The sequence below is a fragment of the Tritonibacter litoralis genome (assembly GCF_009496005.1).
In the GTDB taxonomy this organism is placed as follows: domain Bacteria; phylum Pseudomonadota; class Alphaproteobacteria; order Rhodobacterales; family Rhodobacteraceae; genus Epibacterium; species Epibacterium litoralis.
Window position 1 is genome coordinate 1 of the sequence record NZ_WIBF01000025.1, and the last position, 15,348, is coordinate 15,348.

The window sequence follows — 15,348 nt, forward strand, 5'->3', positions numbered from 1 at the left end:
GGCCGGACACATGACTGCTTCTGACAAATGCACAAATCAGATCAAAAATGTCTTGCTATGCAGGAGCCATCCACACATGCCGTTCGCTGCATCGTGTACGAACTGGTAAGATGCGGACACAGCGGCCTTTTGCTGTCGCGGCGAATGCAAGTGCAGAAAGATCAGAACTACGTTCGCACCAGCCGCACCGTGTTTTCGGCAGCGCAGCGGATTTCCCCATTTCGGTCATTCAACCGCGTCAATTTCGGCAGAATCCAAACCGCCCTTTCGCTGCGCTTAGCTCCAACAATCGAACCGCAGACAGAGCGGACATTTGACTCTGCAAGACAACCCCAGCGATATTGTACGCACCAAAACTGCTGATACGCTTGCGCAGACGCACCGCTTCACGGGTTGATCATTTTCGGGAAATGATCAACCAGTAATGCGAAGCGCTAGCATAGTCGACAGCGTCAGAGCCTGAATGGTCCTGCTGCAACTCAAGAGCAGGTGTGTCCGCGATCACTTCTTCGCTCGGCCATCCCGCCGCATTGTCACCCAAAGCAGCGGCAATCCAGTCGCAAGCCCTAGGCCCAGCACCGCCCATGTCGCTCGGCCAAGGTCTCCGCGGAAAGCTTCTCCGCCGACATGGGCCAGAAGAAAGCTCGCCGGTAAGATGCCGGCCAGCGTCGCCACGGCGAACCGCCAGGTGTGCAGGCGGCTGAGTCCCGCAGCATAGCTGATCATGTCAAAGGACACGAAGGGCATCAGGCGGCTGGCAAACACCGTAATCGTCAACGCGGTCTGCGACCCTAGCAGCCCCGCATCGACCCGGTCGCCGAACACGCGACGCAAGACGTCATGCCCCATCACACGTGCCAGGCCGAACGCGATCAGCGCCCCAAGCTCGGCGCCGATCACGACTTGCACGGTTCCCCAGAAATGCCCGTAGGCCGCCCCAGCCGCCAGCGCGATCGGCGCGCTGGGGATCGGGCTGGCGGACAACCGCTACGGCCATGAGGCCGATGATCAGTATTGGGCCCCAGAGGCCTGAGCGCACCACCAGCAGCTCGAGCGTCTCGCGGTCAAGAAAGCGTTGCGCGTCGATCAGGGCTGCCGGCTTGGTCAACCACACACCAAGCAAGGCAAGCCCGAGAACCGCTGTCGCCGCGACGATGGCGGTGCGCAGGCTCACCTCAGATCTCTGCGACAGCCTCGGCCAACAGTTCGCGAACCTGGCCCGCTACGGCCGTCAGTTCGCCATTCTGGATCGCCTGCATGGATGCCACTGGGTCGATGGCACTGACCTCCACGCCGCTCTCGACTTCGCGCAGGATGACATTGCAGGGCAGCGTCGCGCCCACCCGCGGCTCGATCCCGATCGCCTGATGCGCCATCTTCGGATTGCAGGCGCCAAGGATGCGATAGGCCGGCATCTCGACATCGAGCTTCTTTTTCATCGTCGCCTTGACGTCGATCTCGGTCAGCACGCCGAAGCCATGGTCGGCTAGCGCCTTCCGCGCACGGGTGTCTACGTCGTCGATCCCCGCATCAGAGATGATTCGATTGATCGTGTATGTCATTGAACTGCAATCCTTGTCTTTGGGGTTCGAAACTGCCGACTTGGCAAACTGGCACGGAAATCGGTCTTGCGCAGCCAAATTCGGGCAGTCGTTCTATCGTCACCTCGTGCGCAGCTCGCAGCATGCTACAGTATTTTCTCACTCCCGTCTTGATATGGATCATGGCCTGCGCACCGTTTTCCAGAATTATGGTTGTCCAGAGATGGCGGAATCCACTGCCATGCGAAAGGATTTGCGAGATGAAATTCAGGAATTGGGCGGTTGCCCCGATCACGGCAGGCGCATTCAGCGTCGCCGCGAGTTCGGTGATGGCGCAGGTCGGAGAAATCCCCGGGCGAGACGGCCGCTTCTTTTATGGTCACGACATGATGTGGGGCAGCAGCCAGTGGGGAGGCTTCGGAATGGTACTTGGACCGATCTTTATGATCCTGCTTCTGGTCGGGATCGTCGCCGGTATCATATACCTTCTGCGCCTGTTCGGCGCAGCCGGACCCGCCGTCGGCGGCCATGCCACACACGATCGTGCCATAACGCTTTTGAAAGAGCGCTATGCCAACGGCGAAATCGACTCGACCGAGTTCTCTGAACGCAAGAAGCTGCTGGAAGAGTGACCTGCGGCGCGTCGAGCGCTGGCAATCACGGCCCGCAGTCCTTTTCCTACTGACGTAACTTGGCGCGCCGAGATGCCCTCGGCCGCCAAAGAATGGGTTTGCCAGCCAAAACCCTGAAAGAATAAAATGAAAAGACGCCACTTCCTGACTTCGACCTCCGCAGCGATCCTGACCGCTGGCGTCCTTTCCCAGACGTCGGTCCGGCGTGCCTTCGCGCAGAGACAGACGCCGCAATCGCGCCTCGCCATGCCGCCGCTTCTCGACACGCGGGCGACAGGGCGGCTAGTGCTGAGGGCGACGCCGGGGAGCACCGCCTTTAACGGCGGCGCCAGCACACCCACCGCCGGATATAATCAGGCGTATCTGGGGCCGACCGTTGTAATGCAGAACGGCGATCTGGCCGCCGAAGTTCAGAATGGCCTTGATGAAGCCATCACAACGCATTGGCATGGCCTTCTGGTGCCCGGAGAGCATGATGGCGGACCACAACAAGCGATAGAACCGGGTGCAGCATGGAACCCGGACCTGACCATCGCGCAGGACCCGGCAACGGTCTGGTACCACACGCACATGCACGGACGAATTCCCGAACAGGTCTATTTCGGACTGGCCGGAGTCATCCATCTGACCGACGGGCAGGATGACGCCCGTGGTCTGCCCTCCACATATGGGATGGATGATCTGACGCTCGTTTTGCAGGATCGTCGGTTCGATAGCTCCGGACGCATGATCTATGACCCGTCCATGATGGACATCATGCACGGGTTTGCCGGGAACCGGATGCTCATCAATGGTCAGGCCGGCGCGACTGCTGTCGTGCCGCACGGAATCGTCCGACTGCGCCTGCTCAACGGCTCGAATGCGCGCAATTACACGCTGTTCATGGACGACGCGCGGCCCATGCACTTGGTGGCGACGGACGGCGGCTTCCTGCCTGCCCCTGTTGCCCTGGATGTGCTGCGCCTCTCGCCCGGAGAACGGGCCGAGGTGCTTGTCGATTTCTCGTCGGGCGGCGCGCCGGTGATGATGAGCGATCCGGGCCAGGCCTATGGCGTCCTTCAGTTCGCCACCGACTCCACGCTGTCCGCACGGATAACCCGCCTGCCAGACCAGTTGGACGGTGCGCCCGAGGACTTGTCAGGAACCGAAGCCGTGACGCGGCAGGTCTCGCTCGACATGGGCATGGGGGGCATGATGATGGGCGGCGGTGGCTTTGCCATCAACGGGCGCCCCTTCGACATGCGGCGGATCGATTTCGAAGTCGCGCTCGGATCGGTCGAACGCTGGCAGATCCGCAGCACCATGGTCGCGCATCCGTTCCACGTCCATGGCGTCCGTTTTCGGGTGCTGACCGAGAACGGCGGCCCCCCGCGCCCCGAGAACACTGGCTGGAAAGACACAGTGCTGGTGCCCGGCGAGGCCGAGATCCTGGCCCGTTTCGACAAGCCCGCAAACCGCGAGATGCCGTTCATGTTTCATTGCCATATTCTCGAACATGAGAATGCGGGCATGATGGGCCAGTTCACAGTTGCCTAAACTTGGCGTCTTGCCGACCGCAGCATGAGGTTCAGAAATTAGCTTGTGTCGGATTCGGTTCTTGCCACCGAACCACAGCTTAGCCTCGTCGCGTTTCTCGGTGTACTGGTCGGGATGGCCCTATGGGAATTCGCGGCCCTCCCGGAGAAGGCGAGAAATACCGCGGGTGATTTTCTGGACGAACAATCTGGGCCCTGCAGTGATCGATACGAATGTGTTGCGACCGTGCTTCCCAATCCTTGCTGTTGGATTGGCCGTAATTGACCAGGACCGTGGCTGGGGACTGTTCAGTATCGTTGAAGCGCGGGGCTGGGTGGCGGTCCCGGTCTCGAAAGAGGGCAGATTTTTTGACTTTCAAAGTGAGCCCATGCGGAAAGGCCGCAATACGCAGCTAAGCAGCCGCATGTGAAATCTGTGGCGAATTGGCGTTAAGTCCGCGATCTGTGAATTCGCGATTTCAAAATCGCTGCGCACTGCCCGAATGGCTGGTTTTCATTCTGCCTTGCGGCGCATGAAATCACGCTTGCACAGCAATATCAGTGCGGCGTGCGCACGCAGCGAAAAATCCGAATTCACGGAACGGGCTCGTTTGAGACCTTCGCGGCATCCCGCCCCAACGTCGGCAATGGTGTGAAGGGGCGTCTGTGCGCAGATGTTTTGGTCATCCCCATAATGTAGAGATCTCAAGAGTCTTATCGTCCGGGAAGTTTTGCTGTAACGTTCGATCATCGCGTGAACGGGGAATCCGAGTTGAAACAGCCTTCAGACCGCAAACAGGCTTGCGACAAAGTCAATCTGTCCAAGGTCCATTCTCCCTACCGCCGATCTCGGGTCGCTCTGAGCGTTGCAGCTATGCCGAGAGACCTAGGCGAGCTTCTGGATAGGCGCCTCGAGGACCATCGCCGTGACCGGTGAGATGACGTCCCATGATGCCTGGTTTCGGTCCAAGGTGAAGGAGGCACTGAATGACCAGCAGGCCGCGACACCGCATTCCAACGTGATGAACCTTGTGCAGGCGGTGATTGATGAGAAGCGCCGCCAACAGTCTTGAACAGTGCGTTCTGTTCTTACCTGGTACCTTCGTGCGTTTCGGGGTGTTTTGGTGGGTTGCCGCCGCTTCTTCTGTCAAAAATTTGTTTGCCGATCGGCTGCGTGACTTAGCCTTTGATTCCGACAAGGGCGGGTCGCGCTCGTGATCTGAAATTCTGCACTCACTCTCGTTGCCCAACCTCCGTCATAGCTTTCGGCGGAAACCCCAAAAAGTGTAGAGCGGGCTTTTTGTCCTTTGGAACTCAGACCCTGATCCAAAGGAAAATCCCCATGTCCAAACCCAGAACGGCCAACCCGGCTCTCGCAATCTCCGAAGCCGATCTCGCCTCTGCGCTAGCGCTTATCGGCACAGAGATCGACCACCAACCCCTGCGCAGCTCAGCGCTCGCGCGCGTCATGCGCGAGACGTTTCTTGGCAGCAATGCCGGCGGTGCCTGGGACTGGCGCATGGCATATGACCTGATGCAGGCCGCGGCTGTCCAGGTGCTGCTGCGTGGGAACGGCGTGGCAGGTGACATCGCCGCTGCAAAGCTGCTTGCCTCGCGGCTGCTGACGGAAACCCGCCGGTCAGAGCAGCAGATCCGGCTGCAGCAGTTTTCCACGCCGTTGTCTTTCGCGGCAATGGTCGTGCGGGCGGCAGCCGTTCGCAAGGGCGAGACTTTGCTGGAGCCCTCGGCTGGCACCGGTGCCCTGGCTGCTTTCGCCGCCCGGGCCGGTGCCACGCTTCTGCTCAACGAGATCGACCCCTTTCGCCAGCGCCTCCTGCGCGCGGTTTTCGGCGGCGAGGTCACAGGCCATGACGGCGAGCATATCGATGATCTGCTGCAGAGGCCGGTTCTACCCGACGTCGTGGTGATGAATCCGCCCTTCGCCGCCTCGGTCGATCGGTCGCGGGACAAGCACATCGCCGCCAAACATCTCATCGCGGCTGCAAAGCGTCTCGCGCCGGGTGGGCGCCTGGTGGCGATCATGCCGCCGGGGTTCACGCCCGAACGCGATGCCGCGCATTGGTCCCGCGCCTGCAGCCTCCTGACGCCGCGACTGGCGTTGACGATGCCGGGGCAGGTCTACCGCAAGCTCGGCACAACTGTGGAAACCCAGCTCATGATCTTCGACAAGGTGCAGGAGGATTGCGAGATGATCCGCGCCGTTGTGTGCGATCTGGATGAAGCCCTTCCTTTTGTCGACGCCGTGGCCGCAACCCGGCCTGAGATGCACCCCGCCCAACGGGCAGCAGCGATCCCGCACATTCGGCCGACCGTTCCATCCTCTGCTCCGCGCAAGACCGCCGCTGCGCCTGTCGCCGCCTCCAAGCCTCGGGCCAATGCCGTTGTCCCGCTAACTTTCACGAGCTTTGATATCCCGCGCGACAACACGCCCATCTCGGACATCTATGCGCGCTACCGTCCGCAACGGATCGAGATCGCGGGTGCGCAGGAACATCCCACCCCGCTCGTCGAGAGCATCGCCATGGCCTCGGTTGCCCCGCCCATGCCCTCAAATACGGGTCGTGATGACTTGCGCCTGCCCGCACGGTTGGTCGAGGAGGGTCACCTCTCCGAGGCGCAGCTGGAAACCATCATCATGGCGCATGACGCCCATGGGCGCGACCTGCCCGGTCGGTTTACCATCGATGACGACCAGACCAAGCTGACGCGCGCCGATGATGACCCGGATGCACGTGCCTATCGCCTTGGCTATTTCCTCGGCGACGGCACCGGTTGCGGCAAGGGGCGCGAATGCGCGGGGCTCATCCTTGTCAACTGGCTGGCCGGGCGCAGGAAGGCGATCTGGGTCTCCAAATCCGCCACGCTCATCGAGGACGCCATCCGCGACTGGACCGATCTCGGCGGCTCGCCCGCCGACATCCAGCCGGTCTCCAAATGGAAACCGGACCAGTCCATCCCGATGGGCGACGGCATCCTATTTGTCACCTACGCCACGCTGCGGTCCGCGGGCAAATGCGGCACCACGCGACTGAGCCAGATCCTCGCCTGGATGGGCGAAGACTTTGAAGGCGTGCTGGCCTTTGATGAGGCCCATGCCATGCAGAACGCGGCCGGGTCCGAGCAGGGCAGGGGGGTCAAACCCTCCCAGCAGGGCCTTGCTGGCCTCCGGCTGCAACTGGCAGCACCCCGCGCTCGCGTCTTCTACATCTCGGCCACGGGTGCGACGAGCGTCCACAACCTCGCCTATGCCGCGCGGCTGGGGCTCTGGGGGCAGGGCCCCGAATACCCCTTCCCAAGCCGCGAGAGCTTCGTTTCTGCGATGGAAGCCGGCGGCGTGGCTGCCATGGAGGTGGTCGCGCGCGATCTCAAGACGCTCGGGCTCTACACGGCGCGTGCCCTCAGTTTTGATGGGGTGGAGTATGACGTGCTCGAACACGCGCTGACCCCGGCCCAGATCGAGATCTACGACGCATACGCGGGTGCTTTTCGGATGATCCACCACAATCTCGAAGCGGCGCTGACTGCGACCGGCGTCAACGACGCCTCGGGGGAAACTAATGCGTCGGCCGCACGCGCCTCGGCCAAGTCCCGCTTCGAGAGCACGAAGCAGCGCTTCTTCAACCATCTCCTGATGGGCATGAAAGCCCCGACCATCATCCGTGCGATCAAGGACGACCTGGCGGCAGGCAATGCTTGCGTCATCCAGGTTGTCTCGACAGGCGAGAGCCTGCTGAAGCGTCGGCTTGAGGCGATGGACCCGGAGGATGAACTCGTCGAGGGTGCCTTGACGCCGCGCGACTATGTTCTGGGCTACCTCGAACAGGCCTTCCCGATCCATGCGCAAAAGCTCGTGGAGATCGACGGCAATATGGTGGCGGAACCCTTGCGGGATGAGACCGGGGCGCTCGTTGTCTCGCGCGAGGCGCTCGCTTTGCGTGACGCGGCCATGATGGAATTGATGACGCTGGCGCCGATCCCCTCGGCGCTCGATCAGATCCTCTGGGCATTTGGCGATGAGGCCGTGGCAGAAGTCACGGGGCGGTTCATCCGGCCACTCAAGGCCGAGGATGGCCATCTCTTCATCGAGAAGCGCAGCGCCAGCAGCAATTCGTCGGAGACCCAAGCCTTTATGGACGGCGAAAAGGATATCCTGATCTTCTCCGATGCAGGCGGCACGGGCCGGTCCTATCATGCGGCACAAACGGCGAAGAACCAGAAGCGGCGGCGGCACTATCTTCTGGAGCCCGGCTGGCGCGCCGATGCCGCCATCCAGGGACTTGGACGCACGCATCGCTCGGCGCAGGTCAGCGTGCCCTTCTTCCGGGTCTGCACCTCCGATGTGCATGGCGAGAAGCGTTTCACCTCGACGATCGCCAAGCGCCTCGACCAGCTGGGGGCCTTGACCAAGGGTCAGCGCGAGACCGGCTCGCAAGGCATGTTCCGGGAGGAGGACAATCTCGAAAGTCCGATCGCGCGGGCGGCATTGCGTGGCTACTATGCCGATCTTGCCGCCGGGCGCGCTGAGGCGATGAGCTACGAGAGCTTCACCGACTGGACGGCCCTGCGGCTGATCGACAAGGACAGGATGCTCCTTGAGGAACTTCCCCCGATCCAGCGCTTCCTCAACCGGGTTCTGGCCCTGCCCATCCACATGCAGAACGCACTCTTTGCCGAGTTCATGCGTCGGATCGCTGATCAGTCTGAGCGGGCGCGCGCGGCGGGCACGCTCGATCTCGGCGTGGAAACCCTGCGCGGCGAAAAGATCGAACAGGTCTCCACAGAGGATCTCTGGGCCTGCCCGAAATCCGGCGCGGTGACGCGGATCATCGGGCTTGAGGTGACCGACCCAGTGTATGTGCTGGGCGCGGAAGAAGCCATGTCGCGCAATCCCGACAAGCTACCGATGGTCAACCGTGCTTCGGGACGCGCGGCGCTCATCTCGGCGCGGCCCATGCAGATGTATGACGAGGACATCGTGACGCTGATGCGCAAGGCGGTGCGGCCCAACGGGTCCAGCTATCTGGAGGAGACGCGGTTCGAGTCTTCGGCCTGGGAAGACATCGGAAGGCCCGAGTTTGCAGGACTTTGGGGTGCCGAGGCTGCGTCTCTGCCGAAAACCACCACGACCAAGCTCTACCTGCTGACCGGGCTGCTGCTGCCGATCTGGAAGGACATTCCGACCACCAATGAGCGCATCTACCGGGTCACGCCCGATGGGGCGACCGCCATGATCGGGCGCACGCTGAGCGAGGAAGGAGCGGCCGCGCTGCGCGCCCGCTTCCTCGTCTCCAACCCGCAAACACCGCAGGAGATGCTGACCGCCGCCCTCGGCACCACCGTACCTGTCGATCTGGGCCGGGGTCTCACCTTGACCCGTCGCCGTGTCGCAGGCGAGATGCGCCTCGAGCTGGGCGGCGCGGATCGGGGCATGATCGACGGCCTCAAGGCCATGGGGTGTTTCACGGAGATCATCGCCTACCAGTTGCGGGTGTTCCTGCCGCATGGGGATGGGATCGACACAGCGGGCATTCTCTCCCGGATCGTGGGGCAGGGAACCAGCAAGGCGGCAGAACAAGCCGCCTGAAAAGCCAAAGCAGGCTTTGGGTGGGGCGTCGCAGATCCGGATTTGGCCGGTCTGCGCTTTCCGGGCGCGCGCTGACCAATGCCGCGCCCGGCCCCCCAATTGCAGACAAAAGGACAGACCCATGACCAAACCCCCAATGGACTATGCCGCAATGGCGGCTCAGTGGCGCGCGGAGCGCGAAACCACCTTGAAGGCATCCCGAGCGGAGCTGCTCGCGCAACTACGAGCGCTTGGCATCAGCGACGTCACCGCCGAGTACGAAGGCTATGGCGACTCCGGCAATGTCGAGGATGTGACCGTGCAGCCTGCGGAGGTCAAACTGACGGAACCGCTTGTCACCGCAGTGGGCGATTTCGCCTGGTCGCTCGCCTATCACCATCATCCTGGGTTCGAGAACAACGAAGGCGGCTATGGCACGCTGACCTGGGACTTGCGCGACGACAGCATCACGCTCGATCATGCGGAACGCTACGTTGAATGCTCGCACAGCTATGACGAGGGACTTTGAGATGGCACATCCGCTTCATCACGCTGAAAGCTCTGCCCGGAAATTCGGCGGGGTGCCGTCTGACTATCAGGCTGTGCACGATTGGTTTGACGCCTCGAAAGAGCACCTCGCGCTCTTCACGCACCGCGCCTTGCGTCATCATGCTCAAGGCCTGTTCGAGGCCGAACGTGTCTTCGGTCTGACCCTGACCAATAGCGCGGGTCGGGAAATACCCGTGCGCTGGATCGGCGAGCAGCATGTCCGCGAAGACTGTCAGGGCCGTATCCCGAGCATGGCGGACTGGCTGCGACGGATACAACCTGAGCCATGGATGGCCAATGGCCACATCGACCGGCATTTTGGCGATGAGCCCTGCGGCGACCCAAGGGTTGCCTGGGCCTCCGAGGTCGCCGCCGGAAGAACGGTTCTTGGCCTGAAGGATTGGATGGCGGCGCGCGCGACGCAAACCACGCAAGGTGCCTGACAGCTCTCGGCCGTTTGCCAAACGAATGCTGCATGGAAGCCCGGTTGGAAGATCGGGCTTCTTGCGTCGTTTCCCCACCATTCTTCTTGAGGAGGATCGCATGACACTCGATGAAATCAAAGCCGCGGTCGATGCCGGGCAGACCGTGCATTGGGCCAATACCGGCTACGTTGTCCACAAGGACCGGCTCGGTCAGTACCTCATCACCTATGTGCCGAATGGTAGCTGCATCGGTCTGACCGACCGGGGCAGGCACCGGTTGAACGGAAAAGAGGCGGAGTTCTTCATCGCGCGATCAGAGGACAGCGCGGAAAATCCGGGCAGCCAATCAAGACCAGACGTGCAGGGGAGGGGCGTAGCACCCGGAGGCGCGGGGGCATTCCCACTCGGACGGCAGATCTGACCCGTGGGCGGGGCTGAAAGGAAAGCAGGCTTTCTGATTGGTGATCCCTCAAGGGGTCGAGAAAGCAATCCCGGATGCGTTGGCAAGAACGTCAGGCACCGGCCAATCCAAAAGGAACCATCCCATGTTCGCAGGAACCCTCACCCGCAATGTCGAGACCGCAGCCGCTCAGTACACCGGCATGATCCACTCGACGCGCTTTGACATCGCCATCCAGTTGGAGGCGCGGGCCAAGATGTCCGGGCGCAGCCCGGATTTTGACGTGACGGCAGTCAACAAATCAGGCCGCAAGGTGCGCATCGGCACGGCCTGGAACGAGACCGGCAATACCAGCGGCAACCCCTACATCTCGATGCAGATCGATGTCGGCTTGGGCCCGTTCCGGGTCAACGCGGTGCAGACGAAAGAGGCGCGCGCGGCCCAGAGCGGGGAGTTCGAGATCATCCCACTGGTCTCGAACGGCCTGATGAAATCCGGCTCGATCTCGGGCGAGTTGACCGCCATGGACGCTGACAACGCCTTCACGGGCTACATCGCCAACATGATGTTCGATCTGGAGTTCATGCTGATCGAGAACAGCTACAAATCCGAGGAGACCCACCCCGATTACCGCATCGAGGTCAGCTCGCCCCGGGGCGCACCGATCCGCGTCGGCTCGGCGTGGATGGCGAAAAGCAGCCGCACGGGCAATGACTACCTGTCGCTGCTGATCAACACGCCCGATGGCGACCTGCGCGTCAACGCCGTGCAGAACGAAGAACAGCGCGGCGGGCAGACCTTCTCGATCATCCCGTTCATCGACAGCGGTGAGCAGCCGCAGGACGCGGGCGCCGGGCTGTCGCTGGTCGCATGACATTGGCATGAGGCCAAAAGACCTGAACCGATTGGGGAGCCGTGGGACCACGGTTCCCCTTTTGCTGTGCTGGTGTGGTTGAATGAACCCGGCCTACATTGCAGACGTTCGTGTCGCCGGCAGCTAATGCAACCGAAGAGCCCACTTTGACCGATGCTGCGTAAAGGATGTATCGCTGCTTTTGAGGGCGGTAGGAAACCTGCTTGATCGCAGCCGCGATGCGGAAGGAAAGCAGCGCCGAGTTGTCGGAACGCGTGAACCAAAAAGGCGATCTAATCGAAAGATTCAGTACTTCACCCCGTCTGCGGCTGCCTCTCAAATACTGCGCGGTGCCCAGAGAATAATACCCGCACCGACAAGGCAAATGACGGCTCCAACAACATCCCATTGATCCGGGCGATGCCCTTCCACACCCCATAGCCACATCAGGGACGATACGATGTAAACGCCACCGTAGACTGCATAGGCGCGGCCCGCTTGATCGGCGGGGCTGAGCGCCAGTAGCCAGGCGAAAGCGGCAAGGGACAGCATGCCCGGTGCCAACCAAAACACGCTCTTGTCCAGCCGGAACCACGCCCAGAAAGCAAAGCATCCGGCAATTTCGGCCAGCGCAGCGGCGAAGTAGATAAGAACCGTCTTCATCGGGCCAGACATACGTTCCGAGGAGGATCGGGTCTATTGCGAAAAATTTTCAAATTCAAAGAAGCGACCCCAAATCCGATCCAACACTTGGATAGGCCGCCGTCATCGACTTAAGCTGCTTGGCCGCCAGGCCCAGCTTGATTGCCAGCCCGAAGAAATTGATCAGTTCGCCGTATTCCGGGCCGAACAGGTGCGCGCCGAGGATCTTGCCGTTCGACCTGTCCACGAGGATCTTCGCGGCGGCGGAGGTCTCGCCGATCCTGTAGTTCGAGTACCAACCGATCGTGTCGGTGAACCGGACATCTACGTCATGCCCGGCGTCCCTTGCCTCACTTTCCAACATGCCGACACGCGCCAGTTCCGGAACGGTGAAGACGGCTGTTGGAATACCGGCATAGTCCGGTACGGTCTGCGCGTCCTTGAGCATGTTGGAGGCTGCGACCTTCCCTTCGATCACCGCGACCGGCGTCAGCGGCATACCATCGGTGTCGGCGGAATCTCCGGCGGCATAGACCGCGCTGCTTGTCGTGCTTTGCAGATGGGGGGCTACAACGATGCCCTTGTCGCTGTAGTCAACACCGGCCGCCTCAAGATTCAAATCGGCCAGGGCTGCAACCCGGCCCGCGCCATGCACGACCAGATCGGTTTCGATTGTTCGGGTTTCATCGCCCGACTTCACCTCGACAGTGAATGCTCTACTGGCTTCCGAGACCGACACGATTTCGGTTTCGCGCATCAGGTCCACGCCGATACCGCCGCTGCGGTCGATCAGCATTTCGACCAGATCGGGATCGAAGCCGCGTAAGGGCCGGGCGCCACGATCCACGATGATCGGGTTGGCTCCGGCCCGTGCGGCGATATGCGCAAACTCGAAGGACACGAAGCCGCCACCGATAAAAAGAACCCGATTGGGAAGGGCCTCCAGGTTGAGGAAATCCGTGCTGTCGATCACGAGATCGGCCCCTGTGAAGCTCAGCGGCCTGGGCATGGCACCGGCGGCCACGAGGAACCGTTCCGACTGATATGCCGTTCCATCGACCTCCAGCGTGTTGCTTCCCGTGAACCGCGCGGCTCCATGCAGGGTTTCGACGCCGTTGCCCGACAGGCCCTTTTCCATCTTGTCCGGCACGGGATCGGTGAAGCCACGCTTGTGTGCCATCAGATCGGCCCAGTTGATCGACAGATCACCGGGATCGATCCCCTTGCCCTGCATGAGCCGTGCCGCGTCCATGATTTCCGCACCGCGCCGCAGGATTTTCTTTGGATCGCAGCCGCGCAATGCGCAGGTGCCGCCGTAGGGCAGCGCATCGACAATGGCGACACGCCATCCTGCCGCGCCACATTTGTTGGCCGCGGCCACGCCCGCCATGCCCGCCCCGATGACGATCAGGTCGTAGTCTTCATTCATTCTCCGGTCCTTGTCCTGATCTTCATCCGGCGCAGCAGCTCAACTTTGCCACGTCCATATCGAAGGTTTGCGCCGCCAGCTTCAGCCCTTCCACGGTCGTCAGATAGGGGAAGATCGTCTCCCCGAGCGCCTTTGTGGTCATGCCAAACTTCAGCGCCATAACGAGGGTCTGGATCGTATCGGACCCCTCGGGCGCGATGATCTGGCCGCCAAGCAGCCGGTCGGACTTTCTGTCCGCCACCAGCTTGATCAATCCGCGCGTGTCGCGTGCGGCCAGTGCGCGCGGCACCTGATCGAGCGGTACGATGGACGTCTTGACGTCGAGGCCCGCGTCCCGCGCCTGGGCTTCACCGAGACCGACGCCCGCGACCTGCGGGTCGGAAAACACCACCCAGGGCATCGCGGCGTTGTCGTAGCGATGGTCTTCGCCGAGAACCGCATTTTTGGCCGCGAGCTTTGCACCATAGGCCGCCATATAGACGAACTGGTCGCGGTCGGTCACATCGCCTGCGGCATAGATGCCGCGCACCGATGTCTGCATGTCCTCGCCGACGACGATGGACCCACGCGCGTCGGTTTCCACGCCGATTGCGTCCAGGCCCATATCTTTGGTATTGGCCCGCCTGCCAGCGGTCGAAACGAGGTGATCCGCCGTCACTTCGACAGGCTTTCCGTTCTGGATCACGCGCAGTGTCACGCCCGCGTCGTCGCGGCGCACAGTGTCGTAGCTTAACCCGGTCAGAAGGGTGATGCCTTCGGCCTCGAACGCCGCCGCCAATGCCTCCGAGACCTCTGGTTCCGCGCCGGGCAACAGATGCGAACGGGCGACAAGCGTGACCTTCACGCCCATGCGGCTCATCATCTGGGCCAGCTCCGCGCCGATGTAGCCCGCGCCGATGAAGATCAGGCTTTTCGGCAGTACTTCGAGTTCCAGAAGACTGGTGCTGTTGAGCGCGCCGATTTCCTCGATGCCGTCGATGGTCGGCAGAACGGGACGCCCGCCCGTGGCGATGATGGTCCTCGGTGCTTTCAGGGTTCGCTCACCGACTGTCACGCCACCTTCGATCAGCCGCGCGGGACCGGCGTCGATGTAATCGACATCCTCATATTCCGGCAGAAGGTCCGCGTATTTCTTCTGGCGCAGGGTCTCGACCAGATCGTCCTTGGACTGAACGAGCGTCTGCCAGTCATCGACTTGCGCGTGGCCTGATAGACCGGGGAACCGTTTGGCAGCTCCCGCACCGTGCACGGCCTCTGCCGCGCGGATCATCGCCTTGGACGGCACGCATCCCACGTTGACGCAGGTTCCGCCGATGGTGCCATGTCCCACGAGAGCGACGCGCTTTCCGGCATCCGCGCCGGTAATTGCGGCGGAGAACCCCGCCGACCCCGCCCCGAGGACGATCAGGTCATAGCCGCCCTGTCCATCGTCGTTTTTGTTCAGGTCTTTCATCTCAGCGCGCCTCACCATACTCGGGGTTGTTCGATTTGGCAGCGAACAGATAAATGACCGCGCCGATTGCGATCAGCGGTGTGAGCATGCCGAGAAGACCGAAGAACATACCGGTGGCGGTGCAACATCCCATCATCATTAGAGCGTTCCTTTCTTTTGCGCACGGTTCAGCAGAACCGCGTAGAGTGCTGTGGCGGCGAAAACGCCGATTGTGATCCGTATTGCGAACCTGAATTCGAGAAGAATGATCAGGATCGACAGGGCCACCGCGAGGCCGGTGGCCCAAAGTTTCGGGGCCGGTCCCGGTTTGCCAGCGCGCAGCCAAA

General features: G+C 61.8%; 13 protein-coding genes and 2 pseudogenes. 8 read left to right on the top strand and 7 right to left on the bottom strand.

What is annotated here, in order from left to right; all coding sequences use genetic code 11:
- Positions 1-501: 501 nt before the first annotated feature.
- Positions 502-1,174, bottom strand: a pseudogene (locus GFB49_RS20315) (TVP38/TMEM64 family protein).
- Position 1,175: 1 nt separating this feature from the next.
- Positions 1,176-1,562 (bottom strand): DUF302 domain-containing protein, encoded by a 387-nt coding sequence (locus GFB49_RS20320; RefSeq protein WP_153218024.1) that lies wholly within the window; start codon positions 1,560-1,562, stop codon positions 1,176-1,178.
- Positions 1,563-1,801: 239 nt separating this feature from the next.
- On the opposite strand from GFB49_RS20320, the gene GFB49_RS21075 reads away from it, so the two are divergent.
- The 8 genes from GFB49_RS21075 (at position 1,802) to GFB49_RS20360 (ending at position 11,519) form a co-directional block, all read left to right on the top strand.
- Positions 1,802-2,173 carry an SHOCT domain-containing protein gene (locus GFB49_RS21075; RefSeq protein ID WP_194269431.1) on the top strand — a complete coding sequence of 124 codons (372 nt, stop codon included), beginning with the start codon at positions 1,802-1,804 and terminating at the stop codon, positions 2,171-2,173.
- A 126-nt stretch (positions 2,174-2,299) separates the two neighbouring features.
- The gene (locus GFB49_RS20330) at positions 2,300-3,709 is read left to right on the top strand and encodes a multicopper oxidase domain-containing protein (protein WP_153218029.1); all 1,410 of its coding nucleotides are present in this window, start codon (positions 2,300-2,302) and stop codon (positions 3,707-3,709) included.
- A gap of 904 nt (positions 3,710-4,613) precedes the next feature.
- Positions 4,614-4,760: an antitoxin PaaA2 family protein gene (locus GFB49_RS20335; RefSeq protein ID WP_153218031.1), complete on the top strand. Its 147-nt coding sequence runs from the start codon at positions 4,614-4,616 to the stop codon at positions 4,758-4,760.
- 269 nt (positions 4,761-5,029) lie between these two features.
- Complete coding sequence (locus tag GFB49_RS20340) at positions 5,030-9,292, top strand: strawberry notch family protein (protein WP_153218033.1); 4,263 nt, start codon at positions 5,030-5,032, stop codon at positions 9,290-9,292.
- A 121-nt stretch (positions 9,293-9,413) separates the two neighbouring features.
- Positions 9,414-9,800 carry a DUF6878 family protein gene (locus GFB49_RS20345; protein ID WP_153218036.1) on the top strand — a complete coding sequence of 129 codons (387 nt, stop codon included), beginning with the start codon at positions 9,414-9,416 and terminating at the stop codon, positions 9,798-9,800.
- A 1-nt stretch (position 9,801) separates the two neighbouring features.
- Positions 9,802-10,263 (top strand): DUF6915 family protein, encoded by a 462-nt coding sequence (locus tag GFB49_RS20350; protein WP_153218038.1) that lies wholly within the window; start codon positions 9,802-9,804, stop codon positions 10,261-10,263.
- Positions 10,264-10,363: 100 nt separating this feature from the next.
- On the top strand, positions 10,364-10,666 hold the full coding sequence (locus tag GFB49_RS20355) for a hypothetical protein (RefSeq protein ID WP_153218041.1): 303 nt from the start codon (positions 10,364-10,366) through the stop codon (positions 10,664-10,666).
- Positions 10,667-10,790: 124 nt separating this feature from the next.
- Positions 10,791-11,519, top strand: coding sequence for a DUF736 family protein (locus GFB49_RS20360; protein ID WP_153218043.1), 729 nt, complete (start codon positions 10,791-10,793; stop codon positions 11,517-11,519).
- 315 nt (positions 11,520-11,834) lie between these two features.
- Here the strand turns inward: GFB49_RS20360 and GFB49_RS20365 are convergent, their stop codons facing one another.
- From GFB49_RS20365 to GFB49_RS21080, 5 genes and pseudogenes are all read right to left on the bottom strand, one after another.
- The gene (locus GFB49_RS20365) at positions 11,835-12,161 is read right to left on the bottom strand and encodes a YnfA family protein (protein WP_037941829.1); all 327 of its coding nucleotides are present in this window, start codon (positions 12,159-12,161) and stop codon (positions 11,835-11,837) included.
- A gap of 55 nt (positions 12,162-12,216) precedes the next feature.
- Positions 12,217-13,569 (bottom strand): dihydrolipoyl dehydrogenase family protein, encoded by a 1,353-nt coding sequence (locus GFB49_RS20370; RefSeq protein WP_153218045.1) that lies wholly within the window; start codon positions 13,567-13,569, stop codon positions 12,217-12,219.
- 22 nt (positions 13,570-13,591) lie between these two features.
- Entirely contained in the window at positions 13,592-15,022 is a 1,431-nt protein-coding gene (gene merA / locus GFB49_RS20375) for a mercury(II) reductase (RefSeq protein ID WP_246149863.1), read from the bottom strand.
- A gap of 1 nt (position 15,023) precedes the next feature.
- Positions 15,024-15,161: a hypothetical protein gene (locus tag GFB49_RS20380; protein ID WP_153218051.1), complete on the bottom strand. Its 138-nt coding sequence runs from the start codon at positions 15,159-15,161 to the stop codon at positions 15,024-15,026.
- Positions 15,161-15,348, bottom strand: a pseudogene (locus tag GFB49_RS21080) (mercury resistance system transport protein MerF); the annotation flags it as partial. The gene GFB49_RS20380 and the pseudogene GFB49_RS21080, both read right to left, overlap by 1 nt.